The organism is Methanosarcina acetivorans C2A (assembly GCF_000007345.1).
Lineage (GTDB): Archaea > Halobacteriota > Methanosarcinia > Methanosarcinales > Methanosarcinaceae > Methanosarcina > Methanosarcina acetivorans.
In genome coordinates this window covers 3,440,506-3,461,681 of sequence record NC_003552.1, presented here as the reverse complement: position 1 = coordinate 3,461,681, position 21,176 = coordinate 3,440,506, and the positions used below count along the sequence as shown (strand labels likewise).

18 protein-coding genes and 2 pseudogenes are annotated in these 21,176 nt (G+C 38.3%); 11 read left to right on the top strand and 9 right to left on the bottom strand.

Features of this window, described 5'->3' with window-relative positions; all coding sequences use genetic code 11:
• Nucleotides 1-263: 263 nt before the first annotated feature.
• The 4 genes and pseudogenes from MA_RS14535 to MA_RS14520 form a co-directional block, all read right to left on the bottom strand.
• Nucleotides 264-1,031: an ABC transporter ATP-binding protein gene (locus MA_RS14535; RefSeq protein ID WP_011022730.1), complete on the bottom strand. Its 768-nt coding sequence runs from the start codon at nt 1,029-1,031 to the stop codon at nt 264-266.
• A pseudogene (locus MA_RS14530) lies at nt 1,031-2,113 on the bottom strand (FecCD family ABC transporter permease). The gene MA_RS14535 and the pseudogene MA_RS14530 overlap by 1 nt, the downstream one beginning before the upstream one ends.
• A gap of 15 nt (nt 2,114-2,128) precedes the next feature.
• On the bottom strand, nt 2,129-3,169 hold the full coding sequence (locus MA_RS14525; RefSeq protein ID WP_048065518.1) for a methyltransferase: 1,041 nt from the start codon (nt 3,167-3,169) through the stop codon (nt 2,129-2,131).
• A 32-nt stretch (nt 3,170-3,201) separates the two neighbouring features.
• Nucleotides 3,202-4,311 (bottom strand): ABC transporter substrate-binding protein, encoded by a 1,110-nt coding sequence (locus MA_RS14520; protein WP_226990611.1) that lies wholly within the window; start codon nt 4,309-4,311, stop codon nt 3,202-3,204.
• A 1,028-nt stretch (nt 4,312-5,339) separates the two neighbouring features.
• Between MA_RS14520 and MA_RS14515 the strand changes: the two genes are divergently transcribed.
• Nucleotides 5,340-5,687 carry a MarR family winged helix-turn-helix transcriptional regulator gene (locus MA_RS14515; protein WP_226990610.1) on the top strand — a complete coding sequence of 116 codons (348 nt, stop codon included), beginning with the start codon at nt 5,340-5,342 and terminating at the stop codon, nt 5,685-5,687.
• Nucleotides 5,688-6,111: 424 nt separating this feature from the next.
• Here MA_RS14515 and MA_RS25670 read toward each other — a convergent pair whose 3' ends face one another.
• Together MA_RS25670 and MA_RS25665 are read right to left on the bottom strand one after the other, a co-directional pair.
• On the bottom strand, nt 6,112-6,321 hold the full coding sequence (locus MA_RS25670; RefSeq protein WP_011022724.1) for a transposase: 210 nt from the start codon (nt 6,319-6,321) through the stop codon (nt 6,112-6,114).
• A 125-nt stretch (nt 6,322-6,446) separates the two neighbouring features.
• Nucleotides 6,447-8,042: an IS1182-like element ISMac20 family transposase gene (locus MA_RS25665; RefSeq protein ID WP_083755940.1), complete on the bottom strand. Its 1,596-nt coding sequence runs from the start codon at nt 8,040-8,042 to the stop codon at nt 6,447-6,449.
• Nucleotides 8,043-8,985: 943 nt separating this feature from the next.
• On the opposite strand from MA_RS25665, the gene MA_RS28785 reads away from it, so the two are divergent.
• The 4 genes from MA_RS28785 to MA_RS24655 all read left to right on the top strand — a co-directional run bounded on the left by MA_RS28785 (nt 8,986) and on the right by MA_RS24655 (nt 12,574).
• Nucleotides 8,986-9,180 (top strand): TetR/AcrR family transcriptional regulator, encoded by a 195-nt coding sequence (locus MA_RS28785; RefSeq protein ID WP_052279178.1) that lies wholly within the window; start codon nt 8,986-8,988, stop codon nt 9,178-9,180.
• Between the two features lie 591 nt (nt 9,181-9,771).
• Nucleotides 9,772-10,218, top strand: coding sequence for a DUF3795 domain-containing protein (locus MA_RS14500; RefSeq protein WP_052279177.1), 447 nt, complete (start codon nt 9,772-9,774; stop codon nt 10,216-10,218).
• A 621-nt stretch (nt 10,219-10,839) separates the two neighbouring features.
• Nucleotides 10,840-11,562, top strand: coding sequence for a TetR/AcrR family transcriptional regulator (locus tag MA_RS14490; protein ID WP_011022720.1), 723 nt, complete (start codon nt 10,840-10,842; stop codon nt 11,560-11,562).
• A complete protein-coding gene (locus MA_RS24655; protein ID WP_052279176.1) occupies nt 11,537-12,574 on the top strand; it encodes a class I SAM-dependent methyltransferase in 1,038 nt (345 codons plus the stop codon). The genes MA_RS14490 and MA_RS24655 overlap by 26 nt, the downstream gene beginning before the upstream one ends.
• Before the next feature lie 358 nt (nt 12,575-12,932).
• Here the strand turns inward: MA_RS24655 and MA_RS28780 are convergent.
• Nucleotides 12,933-13,170, bottom strand: a pseudogene (locus tag MA_RS28780) (hypothetical protein); the annotation flags it as partial.
• 143 nt (nt 13,171-13,313) lie between these two features.
• Here MA_RS28780 and MA_RS14480 point away from each other — a divergent pair.
• Both MA_RS14480 and MA_RS14475 read left to right on the top strand, forming a co-directional pair.
• Nucleotides 13,314-13,982 (top strand): TetR/AcrR family transcriptional regulator, encoded by a 669-nt coding sequence (locus MA_RS14480; RefSeq protein ID WP_226990882.1) that lies wholly within the window; start codon nt 13,314-13,316, stop codon nt 13,980-13,982.
• Nucleotides 13,983-14,081: 99 nt separating this feature from the next.
• Nucleotides 14,082-14,981, top strand: a complete 900-nt coding sequence (locus MA_RS14475; protein WP_011022717.1) for a class I SAM-dependent methyltransferase — start codon at nt 14,082-14,084, stop codon at nt 14,979-14,981.
• Nucleotides 14,982-15,036: 55 nt separating this feature from the next.
• Here MA_RS14475 and MA_RS27170 read toward each other — a convergent pair whose 3' ends face one another.
• Nucleotides 15,037-15,195 carry a hypothetical protein gene (locus tag MA_RS27170; protein ID WP_157860253.1) on the bottom strand — a complete coding sequence of 53 codons (159 nt, stop codon included), beginning with the start codon at nt 15,193-15,195 and terminating at the stop codon, nt 15,037-15,039.
• A gap of 231 nt (nt 15,196-15,426) precedes the next feature.
• Nucleotides 15,427-16,671 (bottom strand): IS110-like element ISMac14 family transposase, encoded by a 1,245-nt coding sequence (locus MA_RS14470; RefSeq protein ID WP_011022716.1) that lies wholly within the window; start codon nt 16,669-16,671, stop codon nt 15,427-15,429.
• 378 nt (nt 16,672-17,049) lie between these two features.
• On the opposite strand from MA_RS14470, the gene MA_RS14465 reads away from it, so the two are divergent.
• The 4 genes from MA_RS14465 to MA_RS25655 all read left to right on the top strand — a co-directional run bounded on the left by MA_RS14465 (nt 17,050) and on the right by MA_RS25655 (nt 20,846).
• Nucleotides 17,050-17,772, top strand: coding sequence for a TetR/AcrR family transcriptional regulator (locus tag MA_RS14465; RefSeq protein WP_011022715.1), 723 nt, complete (start codon nt 17,050-17,052; stop codon nt 17,770-17,772).
• Nucleotides 17,738-18,787, top strand: a complete 1,050-nt coding sequence (locus MA_RS24650; RefSeq protein WP_052279175.1) for a class I SAM-dependent methyltransferase — start codon at nt 17,738-17,740, stop codon at nt 18,785-18,787. Before MA_RS14465 ends, MA_RS24650 begins: the two co-directional genes overlap by 35 nt.
• 574 nt (nt 18,788-19,361) lie before the next feature.
• The gene (locus tag MA_RS14455; protein ID WP_048065516.1) at nt 19,362-19,622 is read left to right on the top strand and encodes a hypothetical protein; all 261 of its coding nucleotides are present in this window, start codon (nt 19,362-19,364) and stop codon (nt 19,620-19,622) included.
• Nucleotides 19,623-19,655: 33 nt separating this feature from the next.
• Entirely contained in the window at nt 19,656-20,846 is a 1,191-nt protein-coding gene (locus tag MA_RS25655; RefSeq protein WP_011022463.1) for a transposase, read from the top strand.
• Nucleotides 20,847-21,176 lie beyond the last annotated feature (330 nt).

The window sequence follows — 21,176 nt, the reverse complement described above, 5'->3', positions numbered from 1 at the left end:
TGCGGATCTTTGATTAAGATGGAGTAGTTGAAAAGACCCTTTATATCCTAACATCTCAGGATGTTTTTGTTTCCAGCACTTAACTAAAATCGCATCAACATCCTGTTATGTTAGTATTTTCTCCTGAACTTTTGCATAGGTAGAGGTGTTCTTCAGCAATGCTCCTTCAACCTTAAACTATCAAAGATTTTTTTACCGATACATATCCCTGCTATAGATTATTATTTGTTCGGGAAACTTTTTCCAATAAGCTTTTGATGACTTCATACCGGTCTTTTTGGGATAATATGCGGCAGATTGTCCTCGAGCACCACCGCAGCTTCGACTCCATAGACTGCCCTAATATTCTTCTGTGTCAGGACAGAGACAGGATCTCCAGCTGCGTATATCTTCCCATCTTTGAGCATGATAAGTTTGTCAGCGTATCTGGAAGCAAGGTTGAGATCATGGATTACAAGAATAGAAAGCAGACCTCGTTTGTCTACAAGGGCACGGATGATATCCATCACTTCAAGCTGGTGCCTGATGTCGAGTTTGGAAGTCGGCTCGTCAAGGAGGAGCACCCGGCTATTCTGGGCGAGTGCTCGGGCTATCATTACTCGCTGTTGCTGACCACCAGAGAGTTCCGAGTGGTACCTGAGTGCGACCTGCTCGAGGTTCAACATTTTGACGGCTCCAGCAGCGATTTCAACATCATTCCTGCTAACCCTCCAGGACGAGAACGGACGCCTGCCCATAAGTACCGTGTCAAAAACAGTTGCTTGAAAGGTTATCGGGAACTCCTGGGGAACATATCCGAAATTTCGAGCGATTTCAGCCGCGTCCATGTCATAGGTTTTCTGCTCATCTAGACAGATCCTACCGCTCTTAGGTGTAAGGACATTATTGATACAGCGGAGTAGCGTACTCTTTCCGGCGCCGTTTGGCCCTATTATACCGACAACGCCCGGTTCACAAAATTCCATTGAAATTCCGTGCAACACCGTCACCGAAGCGTATGAGAGCGTGACCCCGTCGAGCGAGAGCTTCATCAGTACTCCCTCCTGTACATAATAAGGTACACAAAGAAAGGAACGCCGAGGAATGCAGTGATCACCCCTACGGGAATAACTGCGGGTGAGAGAACTGTCCGTGCAATAGAATCAGAGATAATCAGGAAGACTGCTCCTATCAGCCCGGATGCAGGGATCAGGAAGCGATTATCTCCTCCAATGATCAGCCGGCAGATATGAGGCGAGATCAGCCCGATAAACCCGATAGCTCCGACAAAACTGACTACTCCTGCAACCAGAAGCGAGGAGACTGCCATGATGAGAACCCGGAACCTTTTGACATTTATCCCGAGGCTCTTTGCGCTCTCGTCCCCTGCCCCTATGATGTTAAGGTCTCAGGACTTCCAGATGAGTACGGGAACAAGTATCCCCGTGATGGGGATAACAAACCAGAAGTCTTCCCATCTGGCTTTCCCGAGGTCTCCGACCATCCAGAACATTGCACCCTTTACTGCTTCTGCTTCTGCAAAATATTCTACAAAGGTGGTGAGGGCCTGGAAAAAAAACATCACAGCGATCCCGGTAAGGACCATCGCCTCTGCTGAACCGCCTTTTTTCTCTGCAATGGCGATGATGATTGCGGCAGCGATTAGTGAGAAGAAGAAGGCATTTCCGACAACGAGATACTTGCCGGCAAAAATCCCGGTCCCGAATATGATCGCAATCGCTGCACCAAACCCTGCAGCTGACGCAATTCCGAGCATATACGGATCGGCAAGTGGATTTTTCAAAGTCCCCTGCGTTGCAGTTCCGGCTGTCCCAAGTGCAATCCCGGCAAAGAGCCCCATAAAAATACGGGGAAACCGGAGTTTCCAGAGGCAGGTATCTACTACCCAGGAACTCTCTGCTTCATTGGGGAATATTTTGCTGAGAATTGAAACATAAACATCTCCGAAAGAAACATCAGCAGAGCCGGTCGATGCGGCGATCCCTATGCTGATGACGATAAGCAGGCATAAGGCAACAATAAAGAGGATTTTTTTAGAGGTAAAGTGATAATACCTCTCCGTGATACGACTTATTTCTGTTTGACATAGGTTTTTTTGAGGGTCATAATCCATAAACCGTCAACCCGTTTAAGTTTTTGTTTCTTCGGGAGTTTTCCGGGCGATGTCCATATCGAAAGGTCCTACGTCGAGGTTAATTGTCTGTGACCAGACAGACTGAAACCCTGCATTGAGTATCGAATTTGCAATAAAACCCTTGCTAAGGCTACAATTGTATCCAGATAGGGCGCTGGGCATCATATTCAAGACATGAATAGCCGGCTTTGTACCTTCTTCATGCATTCCATCATGAAGACTTACAAAAACTCCACCCGGATTGAGTGCGTCATAAATCTTTTTTACTATTTTATCCATGCAATCCCTGGCAAAGTTGAGCGTGCAGCTTGCAAGGATCAGGTCGTAGCCACTGCCAATAGAATCTTTCAGGTAATCACCGCCCATTGTTGTCAGCCTTTCAGAAAGTTCATACTCTTCGATGAACTCCTCAGTGACATTGACCACAGCCGGCTGGTCAAACACTACACCTTTCATTGATGGATGACGGGCCAAAACCGTGATACTCATCAGACCTGGACCTCCTCCAAGGTCAAGCATTTTCCTCATCGAAGAGAATTCCGACAATGATGCGATAGTATCCGCAATCTTCTGGGCGGTTCCGGAACGTTCCCAGTTTGCCATTGATCGCGCATATCGTATCCAGAACTCTTCCGAATTCATGTTTTCTTTTTCTTTTTGAAAGGCCGGCCCGTTTCTAACTCGCTCAGCTATCTCTTTAGGACTCATGGCCATGCGCTCATACTCAAGTAAAATTAGATCTCCATAGTAGGTCGGGCTACCAGTTACCAGGTATTGCTCAGCTCCCTGGCTGTTTTGATAAAATCCGTTCTTTTTGATCACAAGACCGCAGGCAGTCAGGACATTGAGGTATTCTGCCGTAATTCTGGGATCAAATCCACATGTTTTAGCAAGTTCTCCTGCCTGGATAGGTATACTGAGCTGATCGAAGATGGTAAGCTCAACTCCCGCAACCATTGCATTTGTCTGCACGGATGCAAGAGACATTTCATATATTCGAGTTAATGGAACTCTATTTTCAGGGAATTCTTTCATAGTTGTCACTCTCCTGTCTGTTAAAAATTCAGTTAAGCCGGATAGGCAAACAGTCCGACATTAGAAAGGTTATAATCGGCCCCAATGAATCTATCCAGATATTCCTGGTGGAGTGCCTCCGGATCGAGGTCAGGAAACATGTCTGGATAGAACCACTTCGCCATGTAAGCTATGGCAATGATATTTCTCGGGGTGGAAAGCAATTCGTTATGAAGCAGGTACACTTTTTTGTTTTTTACAGCTTCAGTATGCGCAAAGATATCCTGCCCCATTATTTCTTCCTGTATCTCCTTACCACTCTTCGTAGCCAGTTCTGAATCGTTTACAGCATATCCAAATGTCTCAGGATAATGCTGATCCCAGCACATAACTACAACGGCATCGATGTCCTGTTCAAGAATCCATTCACGATCGACATCTCCATAAGCAAAAGAAAGAGTTTCTGCAATGTTTTTCCCTCCGGCCGCGTTAAATAACTCGTTTCCGCCGGGCATTTCTTTACCATAGGTTTTTATTTGCTCTGGAGTGTCGGAAAAAGCCTTATAAAATACATTCAGGCTGTCTTCTTGAGCGATCTGCGAAGTCTTAGCTACTATAGGATCATAAATTCCACTGTAAAACTCGATATATTCCTGAGCTTCGTCTTCATTTCCGACAATCGTTCCTATTATCTGAACAGTATCACAAAAGGAATCAGGATTTAGCGTATCAACGAAAACAACTGGAATATCAGGTTCAAGCCTGTTGATTATTTCGTCAGTGTCATCATACCATTCAAATTTTGGCAGGATGAGAACATCAGGCTGTACTTCTACGGTTTTTTCGTAGTTTATGTCCATGGGGTTTCTGGCCGGACATATCGCAGGGATCTCATCCAGATTCGGGTAAAAATTTTCATCAGAGATATACCCGTCCCGTGCTACAACCCGATCCCAGGCTCCGATAGCTTTCAGGACTTCAGCGACCGAGTAATGCGTATATGCAATTCTTTCGGCGGGTTTATCAAGGATTACTTCTCTGCCGAGGGCATCAATAATTATTATCTTACTGTCTGCAGCTGTTGTGTTTGTTTCCTGATCCGTTTCGGTTGGAAAGATTACAATAAGTAATACTACAAGCAAGGCCCCAATTCCAATACTCAACTTCTTTATGTGTATTATATTTCCCACCTTTAATTTTTATATTTATTTCAGCGTCCATAAGGTGACTTTGTCTCAGGTGATGTGATAATTTGGATTATTATCTCAGGTTGGGAGAATACAATATTACTTGTATTCAACTTCATTTTATCAAAAATCAAATTTAATTTTCTTAAAATAATGATCAAATAGCTATAAAAATGTTTGTATTCTAACTATTAGAATTAAGAGGAAATAAAATAAAACAAATTATATTGAGTTAATGTTCCTATGTCGTAATCAGAATATTGAATTTTAACTGGTAAAAAACAGAATTATGTTAATAATTATTTGAACAGTAGTAAATCTTGACTTTTTCAGAGCGTGCTTTAAAATTAAATTTGATTCTACAATTGGGACCGGACTTATGCATTTGAACTAAAAACGATAGCATTAAACCGTTAGATGTCTAAAATTCAAATTTTACCATGATGCCCAATATATTTGATTTTAAACATCAAGCAAGTGATTATTTTCGACCCATAGAAAACAGCGAAGAGTCCAATTTCTCTTTCCTTTCCAGCAATTTTTTCAGTACCATATTAAGGGTCCTATTTTTCTGAACCTTCTTTAAATTTTTTAAGACAGCATAAATTTGAAAATAAACGCTTCAAAAGAGAAATAAATGAATTTTCTGTTTTTCTGGAGTTTAGGTCTCAGATTCTATTTCAAATTAGATCGTGGTAAGGTTTGAATTTTTAGTTTGAAATCATATTGATTAAATATAAACAATATAATCTATAATAATTTGGATTCAAACGATAAATTGTAAACAATTTGAATTCAAAAAGTTCATCCTAATGACTTCTGATCAACAGCTATGAAATAGTTTATCTTACCTTTCAAATATATACAATAACAAATTAATGGTATGAAACCACATGAAATCGAAAAAGTTAAAAGAAGCATCTGAGTTCCAGTTCGACCTCCTTAATCTCTTTCACAAAAATTTCGCAAAAATCTTTCACGAGATTACATATGGCCCCTATAACTTGAACAAAAACCAGAAAAGAGCTATTATAGCCATAGGAAGAAACGAGGAAATCATCCCTTCTGTCCTTGGAGCATACCTGGATCTGCAGAGAGGAAGCCTGACATCAATAATTGATTCCCTAGAAAAAGAAGGACTTATTTTCAGGAAAGGGGACCCTGAAGACCGCAGAAAAACTATCCTATCCCTTACCGAAGCCGGTCAAGAATACAGAAATTGGTTAAACGCAGCAATCCAGGCTAAGGTTTCCGAGATCCTTGATAGACTGGATGAAGAGGAAATTACTAGTTATCAAGAAAGCATGGAAAACATGATAAAATATTTTAAGAAAATGGACGAAAGAGCCTGAGAATCCAGGCCATTAATTGGGCTATCGTGCGAAAATACTCATGAAGATGCTGAAATTAAAGCACATGAGATTTGCTATTATCATTAAAGGAATATGAAGTAAATCCTCTTTATCCAAAAATGTAAAGATAGGAGAAAAAGATACAGATCAAAAAGCCAGAGCAACAAATCTACTTGAAAAGATATTGGTGAAAAGATATTGGTGAAAAGATATTGGTGAAAAGATATTGGTGAAAAGATATTGGTGAAAAGATATTGGTGAAAAGATATTGGTGAAAAGATATTGGTGAAAAGATATTGGTGAAAAGATATTGGTGAAAAGATATTGGTGAAAAGATATTGGTGAAAAGATATTGGTGAAAAGATATTGGTGAAAGGATTTTGGCAGTATGCCTAATTTTTCTGTAAAATTTATTCGATATCTTTTAACTCCTTACTTTTGATTCCTGCTCCATCACTATATGCCTGTTTCCAGGAATCCGTTCTTCATTTGTATCGATCGGTATTGAGACTACATGTCTTGATACCGATTCCTGGTTTGGGAATGCTCCCACAACTTTGCTTCTTCGATTTATCTCCTTGTTAGCTCTCTCCGTTATATTTGTCGTCCTGAAGACGTTAATGACAGAATGCAAAAATTCGTATAATTTCTTAACTGTAAGTTACAATTATAACTATTAATTATCAAAATCAAAGTTGCGCTGGCGTACCCCGCTGCAAGGAGGCTGTCCGACAATTACTGGTGGTAATAAATTAGCAGTCATCGGTTGTGAAACTGGAACTTTTTAGCTCTATTAAATTTGATTCTATCCACTATTTTTTTCTTAAAGTGAAAAGTTCCATTTATTCCATTTCTCTTTCTAATGATCTCGTTTTTATTTGAGTAAATCCATATTTTCTTTAAGTTAACTGCTGTACATACCAAATTAAATTCATTTCTGACTGATTTAATTCCCCTTGTGAGAAATTCTCTAAACCTAAGATTCTCTTTATAGTTTCCAATTGCAGGTTCTACTACCTGCTGCCTTTGTCTGTATATTTCTTTTGCTTCTTCAGTTTTCATTTTTTCGGCTAATTGCTTTCTTTCTTTTGAAAACTCTGCTATTTTTAAATGCCTAATTCCATCCTTTCTTTTTGTACAATTTTTGCTGAATTTACACTTTTTACATTCAGTTCCCTTATAAAGTCTGTATTTTCTCTTCCTTTCTTTCTCATAACCCTCATACAAAAACTTCAAGCTTTGTTTTTCAGGGCATATAAACTCATCATTTTCTTCATCATATTCAAACGTACTAATATCGAACCTTAGATCTTCAAAGTTTTCTGTTATTGTTTTAGTTACTTCTTGCTCTGGAATATATGGATCCAATTTTTTATCAATCAAATAATGTACGTTGTTTCCGCTATAGTATCCAGTGTCTGCACATATTTTAGTGCCTACTTTTAATAAACCACAATTTTTTTCTACCATTTCAATTTGAGGCTTCAATTGATACGTATCGTTTCTGTCTTGACATACATCGTTTGCAACTATAATTCCTAGTTTATGATCAACTGTTATTTGAGTATTATATGCCAGTTCAATCGTTCCTTTTTTGTTAATCATAAACCGAGATTCTTGATCAGTTAAGCTCACATTATCAATACTGTCTTTTTCAAATTCATTAAGTGCCTTCTTAATCGTATTTTCAATCTTCCCATTTCTATCGCTAGATTCATCCTTATTTACTTGCTTTATGTACTTCACGGCTACAGCTCTTACTTTATGTTTTTCACTTTCATTCAACTGATCATAACCACGGCACTTTCCAAAATGCTCATCCTCAACTTTGTCTATTTCAATACCTTTTTTTAATTCATTTTTGACATATTCTTCAATTACTTCCAAGACATTTTTCATAACCGCACTTTTTCTTGACGCAGAGGCTTTTACTTTGGATCCATCAACGCTTAATTGTTCAAGACCTATTACTCCTAGATCTTTGGCTGCCTTAACTGTGTTTTTGAACATTGCAGTAATCAGTTCTTCATTCTCTTTTCTGAAATCACTGATTGTTCTAAAATCAGGTTGCAAGTTTTCAGCTAAATACATGTAAACTATATTTTCTCGAACATTGCGAGCTATCGCTCGCGATGAACGAACTCTATCAAGCATAGATTGAATCAAAATCTTACACATTATGCAAGGATGATAAGCAGGGTGTCCAGAACCGTCATACCTGGTTTCAAATTCACTAAAATCCATCTCATCCACAAAAGACTCAACCAAATAGCAGATATGATCTGAAGGAATAAGATCTCGGATATCTAGAGGTAAAGTCCAAACTTGATTCTTTAAAGATTTAATAAAAACCATAAACCAAAAAATTAGTAGAATAATATATAATAATTAATATATTAAAAACGGAAACCTCGATTACCTGAAGTAATTGTCGGACAGCCTCCAAGCAACGGGGGTATGTTCGCGCCACCGCTCAAAATTCCGTTAAAGAAAGCAGTAACCCTAAAAAATTTAGTTTAAGCAGAAGTTAAAAACCAGAAAACGGAATTGATAAACCATCTTCTCATTAACGGTTGCTGGGGAAGTTTTCCATCCCCGCAGCAAGCTAGCGGGGTATTCGACTGAAATAAAATTTCGCAGTGATATCCTTTTACGACTCTACTATTTAACACAATATAGAGAAATTTTTTCTAATGGCACACCAGGAGTCTTCAGGATTCAAAAATTCTGATTCAATTTCGGATAATATACTCATTTTCTATGGCATGTGAGAACATTCTTTTGCTCTGCAATGGATCTCAAAATCATTCAATGCGTAAAAAAGGAATTAGTTTGATGGCTTTAACTATATCCAGAATTAATAAGTGTTATGTATTTCGTTCTTCAAAGACATACATTCAGTAAACATCCCTATTTAGTTTGCAGGTTTTTAATAAAATTACTTATCAGTCTTCAATATATTAACTGTCTTTTTATTTATTAAATAGTAGGAAGATTTATCATCAAGTAACTCTTAGTTATTAAATAACTAAAAGTTATTTTACTTTTAGTCAAACCATGGATGAATTATCTAACCCAAATTTGACAGAAGCACACATTTTATAATGTTGAAATGGGCTTCATGCTTCTGTTTTCTTAATACAATTCAAAGTTTTGTCCTGCATCTTATGATTTTTGGACGTTTTTTAATTTACTAAAATGTAGTGTGTCAATACAACGTGTTTTGTGTAAGAAAATACTGTATTAATTAGCAGAATCTGTCAAATTAGGGATCTAAAGTGAAAGAAGTGATACAAAAATGACACTAGCAGAACGAAAGCAGCGAAAAAAAGCTCAAAGATGTGAAGACATCCTCAACGCTGCTGAAAAACTTTTCTTTTCACGAGGTTACGATGATGTCACAATGGACGAGATTGCAAATGAAGTAGAATTGAATAGGCAACTCTGTATCTTTACTTCAAATATCAAGAGTCGCTTTTTTTTGCTGTCGTAAATCGTGGAATCAAAATTCTCCGCGCTATGATCACAGAGGAACAAAAAAGTGCGCAGGCTAGTGATATCAAATTCGGTGAACTGAGCATGGCATCCATTGAGTTTATTCGGGAATACCCTGACTATGCTAAAGCTCATGTCCATTTCTGGTCAGAAGATTTGACCTGTAGGATGACAAAGATTTGAGTCCCGATGCAAAAGAGATAATCGAGTTCTCCTGTGAGAACTACAGGATAATACTTTCGATACTTAAAAGTAGCATCGAGGACTGAACCTTTAGATCTGATACGAATCCACTCTTAGTAGCTGTCGTAATTGGCTTGATCAGCATATGTATCCCACACATGAGCCCCTCTATAAGAGAGTTCATGGAAACTCGTGGGATTACTATGCAACAATTCAGTCTGGAAATCGCCGACCTTGCATACCGTATGATCATGCATACCTAAGTGGGGGACGAGAACATCCATGCCAGAACATTAGATTCCTACCAGACATGAAAAGAGACAGAGAGACGGCATAGTTGAAACAAGGACTGCTTCAGAACTCAGGCAATCGAATAATATGTCGAGATGTAATAGGTGGTAACTTTATGGATCTGGAAGAATTGAGAGAAATGACTGCACCATGCGGTCTGGACTGCTTTAATTGTCCTTTTTATCTAGCAAACGAGAATGAAGAACTCCGAAAACAAATACAGGCAGGGACTTTCTCAGGCGGATATACTCTTTCAGAGGAAGAAGCTGCTTGTAAAGGATGCAGAAGAGAAAAAGGTCTAATTCCTATCCGTCGTACGCACGAACTAGGACCGTGCAAAGTATACAGGTGCATCAGTTCAAAAGATATTGAGTCGTGTGCCGATTGTTCTGATTTCCCTTGCGACAACCTTCATCCCTGGGCAGACCTTGCATCGGTGGTTCCACACAACACAAAAGTGTATAATCTGGCACTTATAAGGAAGATGGGCCTGGAGAAGTGGGCTCAGGAGAAAGCAAAGTCTGTAAGAGAGACATATTTCAAGCAGAAATTTGACATTTAGATTTAATTCAGGGTTAATTCTCCTCTTCGAGAGGGGATACAACCCACATCTGTTTTCATTCATCCACTTTCATTTTAAATCGCTCACTATTCAATGATGCAAAAGCAGTTGAACTCCTTGAACAAATTGATTACGAGTTTCCATATTATGACAAGGGAATTACTGACTATTTATTTTCCGATGTGATACGGGTAATGAAATTCTAAGGAGTTGTAAAGGTGTATAATCCGGCTCATATAAGGAAGATGGGCCTGGAGATCCTGAGAAGGGCTACAATTATACTGTCCAGGCTTTTTCATCTCTCTCGGAGCTTCAATTATTTCGTATTTTATGATGTTCCTGAATTTTTCAGAATAATTTCTGCAACCTTATTTTCTACACTGCTCCTGTTTTTCTCTTTCCTGTTCTCCAAGGATATTCATTTAGAAGGCATGCAGATTTAGTTTGTAGCTTCTCAAGAAAAAAACTGCTCAGTCCTTAATATTATAATCTTATTTATATATCCAAAAATCGAAACATTTATAATTAATAAATAAATAGTCATTTAATAACTAAATAGTTATTTAACTATCTTAGCCATTCCATGGACGAATTATCCGAAGCGAGCGAAGTGATAGCAAAATGACACTGACAGAAAGAAGGCAGCGGGAAAAAGCTCAAAGACGCGAAGACATCCTCAACGCTGCTGAAAAACTTTTCTTTTCACGAAGTTACGATGACGTCTCAATGGATGAGATTGCAAGCAAAGTAGAATTGAATAAGGCTACATTGTATCTTTACTTCAAAGATAAGGAATCACTCTATTTTGCTGTCGTAAATCGTGGAATCAAAATCCTCCGCGCTATGGTTGCGGAGGAAGCAAAAAATGCGCAGGCTAGCGGTCTCAAAGCCGGTGGAATAAGCATGGCATGCAGTAAATTCATTCAAGAATACCCCGACTATCTCAGAGCCTGCAATTACATCCAGTCAGGAAAATTCGATTTTTCGAATAGCAAAGATATGAATTCCGATGCAAGAGAGATCATTGAATTCATAGAAGAACTCTACGAGAAATCACTTTCGGCAATAAAAAACTACATCGAGGATGGAACTTATAGACCTGATCTGAATCCAGTTGTAGTGTTGATCTTAAATTCTATTATTGCCGACGGTCTCCTGAACATAAGTCCCTTTCAAAGAAAGTTCATGGAAACTCATGGGATTACTGTGCAACAACTTTACCTGGGAATCAGCGATCTTGTGATCTACATGACCATGAATACCGGAGAGAAGAGTAAGGATATCCATGCTAGAACGTTAAAATGGATGGGTGATAGATATGCAACAGACCAAAATAAAAGTTAACTTTAGCAGAGTACTGGGAACTCCCTTAGTGCCGCTATGTGCTCGAGCGAAGATCAGTAAAGAATATAGCTCATTATTCAATGATGCCAAAGCGATTGAACTCATTGAACAAATTGATTACGATTTTTTAACGCTTGAGAAGTCATCGGGCGACTATTTATTGTTCGCCACTGCGGCACGAGCAATGCAATTCGACAACAAGGTAAAGGCTTACATCAAAGAACACCCTCACGCATCAGTGGTTAATCTTGGTGCCGGCTTTGACACTGGATTTTACCGTGTTGACAACGGTGCAATTCACTGGTACGATCTAGACCTTCCCGAGATCATCGAAGTCAGAAAGCATTTACTCCCAGAAATGAATAGGACAGCATGCATTGCAAATTCGTTCCTTGATCCTGGCTGGTGTCAGGCTATAAAAAATGAAAATGGCATCTTTATGATCGCAGGTGGGCTTTTCCGCTTCTTTGATGAAGCTCAGGTACGTCAATTCTTCTCGTTAATAGCAGATCGCTTACCAGGTTCCGAAATCGTGTTTGAAGCAGAATCAAAATCGAGCAATGATGTAGATGGAAGGTGTGGAGCCTATGGAGCAGGATGGAGTGATGAGGAGCCTGAGAAAAGAGACGCAATGCAAGAGGATTGCATAAGGGCGCTTAAAAACGGCTGGACGATACTTCCACAGAGTCTGAAATCTCAGATGATCGGCGCTCTGACAACATCGACCAGGCCGCAAAGTGCAGAGTGGGATGATTTCGAAACGTGGTGGGATCAGCTCAGCGCACAGGAAAAAGGCGAAGCAATGAGTGATTTCTTCTTTGGCTTCACCTGCAAATGTCCGCTGGAAGATGCAAGCGAAATGGTAGCATGGGATGACCGTATTACTGTTGTCGATCAATTTCCCCTGTTCAGAGACATTCCCCGAGATCCTTCCCTGAGCATGTCGGTTAGACAATTCATGGATTACACTGATGAGAAAGGAAGAATAAAAATCGTTCACGTTCGAGTGTGAGATTTTAGACGACTTTTTCTATCTTCCCGAGCATTTATTACTGTACAAATAAATTACTTTGTTGGTAACGAGGTTAACAAATAGCCTACACTCGGCTATTTATTTTCTTATCCTGGCAGAAGTCCCAGATATGGATTGAAACGAAATTTGGAACAGGAATTAGATTGTTTAGGCTGCTAAATAACTGATGGTAAGAAAAAGGAATAAGAAAAAGTAGCGAGGAAAAGGAGTAAGAAAAAAGTTTCGAAACTAAATTGTTTCAGGATAAAACATCTCTAAACTCGTTTCGATTATGCTATGTTCACGCTCGGTCTTCCCCAACTTTCTTCTGCGTTTCTTTTTATTTCTTGACGTGCAAATCAGAATGAGCTTGATCAATGATACTCTTGTCGTCAGATGATAGCAGTTTCTTAGGTCTTCCAAAATCATTGCCAACTTGAGAAAGCTGGCCAGTTTCAGCATATTCTTTATATATCTGCTTATATCTGCTGAACTCGACGAGTTGAAATCCCCTGAATCTCAGCTATAGTCGTGGTAGATTCACCTTTGCTTTTTAGCAATTTTCTAACAGATCTTTTTCCTATTAAGTTCCACAGTGAATCAGGGATTACAAGCATCATAGTTACCGCGAATTATTTTGGGATATCATAACAGAATGCAAACTTTTATAGCTTATTATGACTATAAGTCATAATTGTTACCATTAGTAACTAAAAGGAATAACGTTCATTTCCTGGTGATGGAATTGTCAATAAAGGAAATTAAGGAACAGGAAAAAGAGAGGAAGCGCAATTATATACTCGATGCAGCAGAGAAACTTTTCTTCTCCAGAGGGTATGATAGCGTTTCGATGGATGACATTGCTAATGAAGTTGAGCTGAGCAAAGCCGCGCTTTACCTCTACTTCAAAGACAAAGAGTCACTTTTTTTCACTATTGTCCTTCGAGGCATAAAACTCCTCAATGCCATGATCGAAGAAAGTATAAAAAGCTGCAAAACAGGAGTCGAAATACTGGATACAATTGCAAGAGTATACTTTGAATTTGTTAACAAATATCCAAATCATAACCGAGCATATCTTTATTTTCGGTCGGATAGGTTCGATATTGAAGATAGTGAAGATATGAATGAAGTTGCAAAAGAAATTCTCAAGCTTCGCCAGGATACTTTTGTCATAACGTGCAACGCGATAAAATCAGGAATCGATGAAGGATTAATTCGGCGTGATGTGGACCCTGTAGAAGTGACCGTTTTTTTGACTCTGATTCTCAAAAATCTAACTGAAATGCGTTCAGATTTTATAAAATTACTGGAAAAGAGGGGAATAGATAAATATCAGTTTTTTACAGATGTTGCCGAATTCGTGCATCGGATGCTTATGAACACGGAAAGGGGGGACGCAAAATAAAAATCAGTTAACTGTTCAGAAAACCGAAAAACGACTACTACAAATCAGATGCAATCAAAATTATTTTTAAACTGTGAATACTAAAGGGATGAATCACAAATGCAGAAATCAGCAGAAACAAACATAAATAAAAAGAAATTCAGCAAAATGGCTGAGGGAATTGCACTTCACAGAGCCTTAGAATCCCAAAAGCCTGAGGGTGAACGCATCTGCTACGACCCTTATGCTATTTACTTTATCAGCCAGGAAACGCTCGAGCCATTCAGTGACCCTCAAAAGGCAAGGGCAGCACATGAGTATTACGAGCGTCTCTTCCCAGGATTTGCCAGTTCTGTTCGGATCCGAGTCAGGTACTTTGACGATTTTGTGAAGAAATCGATTGATGACGGGCTTGAACAGCTGGTTGTTCTAGGCGCAGGATATGATACCAGAGCATACAGGATTGAAGGCTTAAAAGGGGAAATAAAGGTATTTGAAGTGGACCATCCAGATACACAGTACGTGAAAATCAAAAATATCAAAGAGATCTTTGGTTTTCTTCCGAATCATATTATATATGTGCCAGTTGACTTTGAGACCGAAAATTTTGGTGAGCGACTAATGGAAAAGGGATACGACAGGTCGTTGAAGACTCTCTTCATCATGGAAGGGCTTGTTGTGTATATTCCTCCCGAAGCGGTTGATGAAGCTCTGTCTTTCATTGCAGAAAATTCCGGAAAAGGCAGTACTATTCTTTTCGATTATTTTCCTGAATCCGTAGTTGATGGAAGTTGCGAGCTGGAAGTTGGAAAGAATATGCGGAACTATGCGGCAAAGCAGGGAGAGCCTTTTAAATTTGGCATCAAGGAAAGTGCAGTCGAAACTTTCCTTTCGGAGAGAGGATTTTCTCAAATTCACAACGTGACCGCTGAGGATTACAAAAGAATTTATTTCAGTGGGGTAAACAAAAACAGGGAAGTCTGTAGCCTTTTATCTTTTGTCCAGGCAGTGATCGAATAAAATTGCGTGACGATTCAGTTATAAATAGCGGGATATGTTCACGCTCCTTCTTCAATTAAGGAAGATGGGCCTGGAGAAGTGGGCTCAGGAGAAAGCAAAGTCTGTGAGACAGCCGTGGTACGGGAAGGACTGATAAACCTGATGAGCCGTACTCGATTGAGATGATGGCCCAGGATAAGGTCGGCCTGATGCCATAGAAATAGGGCCTGCTCATGTTCTCGGAACCTCTAATCCACGGATTTCACTCGTAATTGCCGCGAAATACCCAGACAAGAGTCAGGAGTTTGACTGTCCCTCAATATTCAAAATTAATAAGTGTTAGTCATTCTGTTCTTTAAAGGCATTCAGGGTACATCCCGATTTAGTTTACAATTTTTTTATAAAATTACTGGTCAGTCCTTAATATAGTAACTATTTAGCATGAAAGTATATGAGGAGATCTTCCTCACGTACTCTCTTTTTCTTCATTTCTCGCAATTACGTATATTTCACTCATTATTTTGATCCTTTCATCAACTGAGAACATCTCAGTCTCACCTATCTTTCTCTTTTGAATTTCTCCCTTTTTATATCCAGTTTCATCTTCATACATCTCCTCTTTTGTAATCAGATGCCAGATAATTGTTGCAATTTTTCTTGCTAGGGCAATAATCGCCTTTGAATGTCCAATCGACTTCTTTTTTCTGTTGAAAAACTCTTTTAACCTGCTATTTTTCGTTCTTGCTGCTGCCTGGGCAATCTGTGTTAGGATCCACCTTGCTTCCTTAGATCCTCTCTTAGTGATTCTACCGTTATGGTATTTATCCGCTGATTGGTACACCTTCGGAACTAGGCCAAGCCATGAAGCAAGCTTATCTCCTGAAGAAAAATCTTTGAAATCGCCTATTTCAGCAATAAGAGTTGCTGCTCCAAGTTCTCCTATTCCTGGAACAGACATTAAAATTTCCATTTCTTGCTTATGATTTTTATAAGCATAATTGAAAATTTCTTTTTCCAAAATTTTGATTTCATTGTCAAGATGCTTTATGATATCCAGACAGATTTGAAGCCTGAATGCAGTATCTTGAGAGATTTCTCTGTCCAGAATTTCCCTTATCTGATTACTTTTCTTACGAACATTTGGAGAAAGGTTTGCAATAATCTGGTCAACGCTTTTACCTGAACAAATTCCTGATAGAATTGCTCTACCACTCTTACCAAAACTATCTGTTAGCACATTCTTCAGACTAAACATCTCAGGTGCGAGTATGGCGTGAGCTTCATTTTTTATATCTGTTCTTTTTTGTACAAGGTTATGGCGAAGCCGAATACATGAACGAAATGTTCTATGGTTTTTTGGGAAAACTCTTGATGGTTGAACCATATTATTCAATGCAAGTTGTGCGATGAATTCGGAATCGATCTTATCTGTTTTTTTGTGTGTAAACGCCTTCATATCTCGGGCATTTCCAACTATAACAGGTAGATGTTTTATCAACGCATCATAAATCGGAACCCAAAAGTCACTCGTTGATTCACAGGCAACAACGTCACAGTTCTCTGAGATAACCCAGTTTTTAAAAGCTAATATTCCGTCAGGGGTTCTATAGAAATGTTGTTGCTGTTTTTCACCAGATCTACTGAGGATTGTAGCAATGAAAAAGAGTTTGTGAATGTCTAAACCACAAGCTTTGTTTATAACCTCAACCAATTTAGATCACCAAATTAGATCACCAAATTAATTTGGGCAGTAGAATTGCCTCAAAGGCCAATTTAGCATCCGTGATCAAAGTCACATTTGAGCCTTCGATGGCAATTCACTGGTTAGTTTTATCACGGCTTCGAAGAACCAAAATAAGTACAACCTTACTGCCAAAGAGAATGATGAGGTTGATCGATAAAAAGGGAAGGAAAAAAACTACTTTCATTTCTTTGTGCATGTTATTCGAAGAATTTCATATGCGTTTTATCAATTCAATAGTAGAAACATTTATCCACAAGTAACTCTTAGTTATTAAATAACTAAGAGTTAGTTTACTTTTAGTCAAACCATGAATGAATTATCTAAAGTGAAAGAAGTGATACAAAAATGACACTAGCAGAACGAAAGCAGCGGGAAAAAGCTCAAAGACGTGAAGACATCCTCAACGCTGCTGAAAAACTTTTCTTTTCACGAGGTTACGATGATGTCACAATGGACGAGATTGCAAATGAAGTAGAATTGAATAAGGCAACTCTGTATCTTTACTTTAAAGATAAGGAATCACTCTATTTTGCTGTCGTAAATCGTGGAATCAAAATTCTCCGCGCTATGATCACAGAGGAACAAAAAAGTGCGCAGGCTAGTGATATCAAGTTCGGTGAACTGAGCATGGCATCCATTAAGTTTATTCAGGAATACCCTGACTACGCCAGAGCCTGTATTTATTTCCGGTCAGGAAGGTTCGATCTATCGGATGCAAATAGTATGAGTTCCGATGCAAAAGAGATCATTGAGTTTACTGAAGAGATCTATGAGAGTATATTTCTGGCAATAAAATTCTACATCGAGGACGGGACTTATAGACCTGATGTAAATCCAGCTGTTGCGGTGGTCGTAAGCACCTTTATTACCGACGGTATCGCGAACATAAGTCCCTTTCTAAGAAAATTCATGGAAACTCATGGGGTTACTATGCAGCAACTCTACCTGGAAATTGGCGATCTTGTATACCACATGCTCATGAATACCGGAGAGAAGAGTGAGGATATGTATTCAAGGATGTCAAAATGGAGGAATGATAGATTTGCAACAGACCAAGATGAAGATTAATTTAAGCGGCATGCCGCTAACTTCCTTAGTGACATTGTATAGTCGAGCGAAGATAAGTAAAGAACATGCCTCATTATTCAATGACGCAAAAGCCGTTGAACTCGTCGAACAAATTGATTACTGTTTTTCCTTACTTGAGAAATCAGGTGCTGACTTTACATTGTTTGCCAATGCAGCACGCGCAATGCAATTGGACAAAAGGGTAAAGGCTTACATCAAAGAGCACCCTCACGTATCGGTAATTAATCTTGGTGCCGGATTCGAAACGGAATTTTACCGCGTTGACAACGGAATTATTCGCTGGTACGACCTGGACCTTCCCGAACTCATTGAAGTCAGAAAACAGTTGCTGCCGGAAACGGATAGGTCAACGTGCATTGCAAAGTCTTTTCTTGATCCTAGCTGGTGTCAGGACATTAACACTGAAAATGGCTTATTTATGATTGCTGGCGGACTCTTCCGCTACTTTGGAGAAACAGAAGTACACCAGTTCTTTTCTTTGCTGGCAGATCGTTTTCCAGGTTGCGAAATCGTTTTTGAAGCCGAATCAAAATCGAGTATTGACGTTGATGGAAGCTGCGGAGCCTATGGCGTAGGATGGAACGATGATGAGCCTGAAAAAAAGGATGCGATGCAAGCGGAGTACATGAAAGCATTTGAGAACGCGTGGAAGATGTTTTTCCCACAGGTTCAGAAAGATATGATGATCGGCGCTCTGACAACATCGACCAGGCCGCAAAGTGCAAAGTGGGACGATTTCGAAACGTGGTGGGATCAGCTCAGTGCACAGGAAAAAGGCAAAGCAATGAGTGACTTCTTCTTTGGATTCACATGCGGATGTCCATTGGAAGATGCGAGCGAAATGACAGTATGGGATAACCGTATTACTGTTGTTGATCAATTTCCTTTATTCAGAGGCATTCCACGAGATCCCTCATTGAGCAAATCTATTCGACAATTTATGGATTACACCGATGAAAAAGGGAGGATAAAAATCTTCCATGTGCGAGTCTGATATTCCAGTAGCTTATTCTATTTACCCTTTCGGGAATTAATTTACTGCGTCGCCAGACTATTTTGTTGATACTGCTTAACAAAATAACCTGGATTAGATACTTATTTTTTCATTTTGATAAGTGGTTGGAATGTATTCCCGTGTAAATTATAAACCTTGTGAAAATATTAGCCTAGTACATCGATTCCAAAATATGTCAATTATACATTCTTCGCATGTAAGCATAATTACAAAATAATATGAACTTCAATTGATATGCAGTTTTTCGGGGATAGAGAAGTAAAAGTAACACTTGACATATATCTGAATACTTATGAGTTTTATATGGAAAAAAATAGTAAAATATATTATACATTTTTATGATAAATAATTTGTTTCTTTATTTTAATGTTAATCATATATTAATTTCTAATAACTTACTTATTTTAAGACATTTAATACATTATAAAGTACAGTTTGTCTATTATTAATCAAACTTACCATAATTATTATAAATAACTAATAATTAATACCCAGACTAAATTATATATTATTCTAAATTAAAAAATCGTTTTTCCTGTGAGTGATTGCAACAATGAATAAAAATAAGGCTTTGCCTTCAAAGAAAAAGAGCCTGAAAGGAATTAAGAAAAAAGAAGTGGAACAATTTCCAGTAAATAATCCAAATCCAGTGCTCAGTCTGAGAAAGGACGGAATTGTTCTTTACTCAAACGAGGTAGGTGAACCCTTATTGCATGAATGGAGTGTGGTAGTCGGAGAAAAGCTGCCTCAAAATATGAGACTTTTTATTATTTTCTGGTTTTTCGTTTTCCCTCTATATCGTGCAAAACAATAAAATTTTAATTATATTGATATATTTTTTCTATTTATGGGAAAAGGAAACATTGCAATAGATAAATCAATGATAAAAACGATAGTTGACGGCAAAATAATAATTCCTTTGCCAAAAGTTTTGGTTGAAAATCGATACTATCCTATGTTCTCTATATTCTCCCCTACTCAGTGTGATAGTTGTGGAAGTAAATTACATGTTAACTCTCATCACACTCGTTTTATTATATCACGTTACGGCACTATATCTCTCAATGTTACATACTGGCTTTGTCCCACTTGTAAGAAACATTATCATGATCGGGTTATTGGTGTTCAGGGTTCTGCAAATTACAGTTCTGAATATTATGATACACAAATAAATGTCAGATACGATGGACGATGCAGTCTGCACAATTCTCGGCGAATTGGGGAAACATATACAGAAGGAGTAATAAATGTCTGTGGAAGAGCTCCTTGTCCCACTTCATTGTGGTTATATGAACAGAAACTAGCAAAACTTTCAAAGCAAGAACTTTTGAACCAAGGAGTTAGCTTTGAAGAAACATTGTATGTTGATGGGAATTGGATCAAGAATGGATGGAAAAAAAAGCTTGAAGAATTTATTGGAACGAAACTCACAAAGAAAGAATGGAAAAAAATGCGATATAAATCTGTTTACGTTGTTGCTACCAAAGAGAAGGTCATTTTAGATTTTGAAGTAACTGAGAGGTTACCAACAATTGAGGCTCTGATGCCTCTTTTTATACGAATAAAGAACCGATTTCCTGAAGATAAAATCAAAAAGATTGTTTCTGATGAGGATAAAGCGATCATTGGAGCCGTAAAAATGGTCTTTCCTGAAGTGACTCATTCTTTTTGTGTGTTTCATCAATTAAAAAACGTTAGTAAGAGGTATTATGAGGAATTCAGTTCTGTTGAAGAGATTCCAGATAACGATAAGATTACCTACAATGAGATATCTCAATTGATACTTTCTGATACGGTTATCAGTGCTGTTGCGCATATTCAGAAGATACGAGAATTTAACTCTGATCTTGAACTTTCTGAAGCGTCTCATAAAGCGATTTCTTATGCCGAAGAGATTTTCAGCAAGAATGTGAGCTTCTTGAAAAAAGGTTTTACACCTGAGACAGATAATACAATGGAACAAATATTTTCTTTGATATGTGATATAGTAGACAAAGTAAGGTCATTCAAAACCGATAATGGACTAACTAATTTTTGATACAATCTATTTACTTTTTTCAACAAACGGTGTTTCAGCACTGGAAAATGGAAAGGTTTCTCACCTTTAATGAGAGCAAGATTCCAATATGGATAATGCTAGAATTGGAGAATAATTAGTTCTTAAACTTGATGGCTTATAGCTGTAGCTGTCGGAAATTCCCACAAAAATAGTTCCACAATTTGGAAAATTTTGGTGAATGCTTGTGTAAATGAATCAACATTTTTAAATGAGTGAATTGATTTGCTCAAATTGGGATGAAATTTTGTGGTTGTCTTGAAATTGAAGAAAAACCAGAAAAAATTAAAAAGACTCCAAAATATGGAAAAC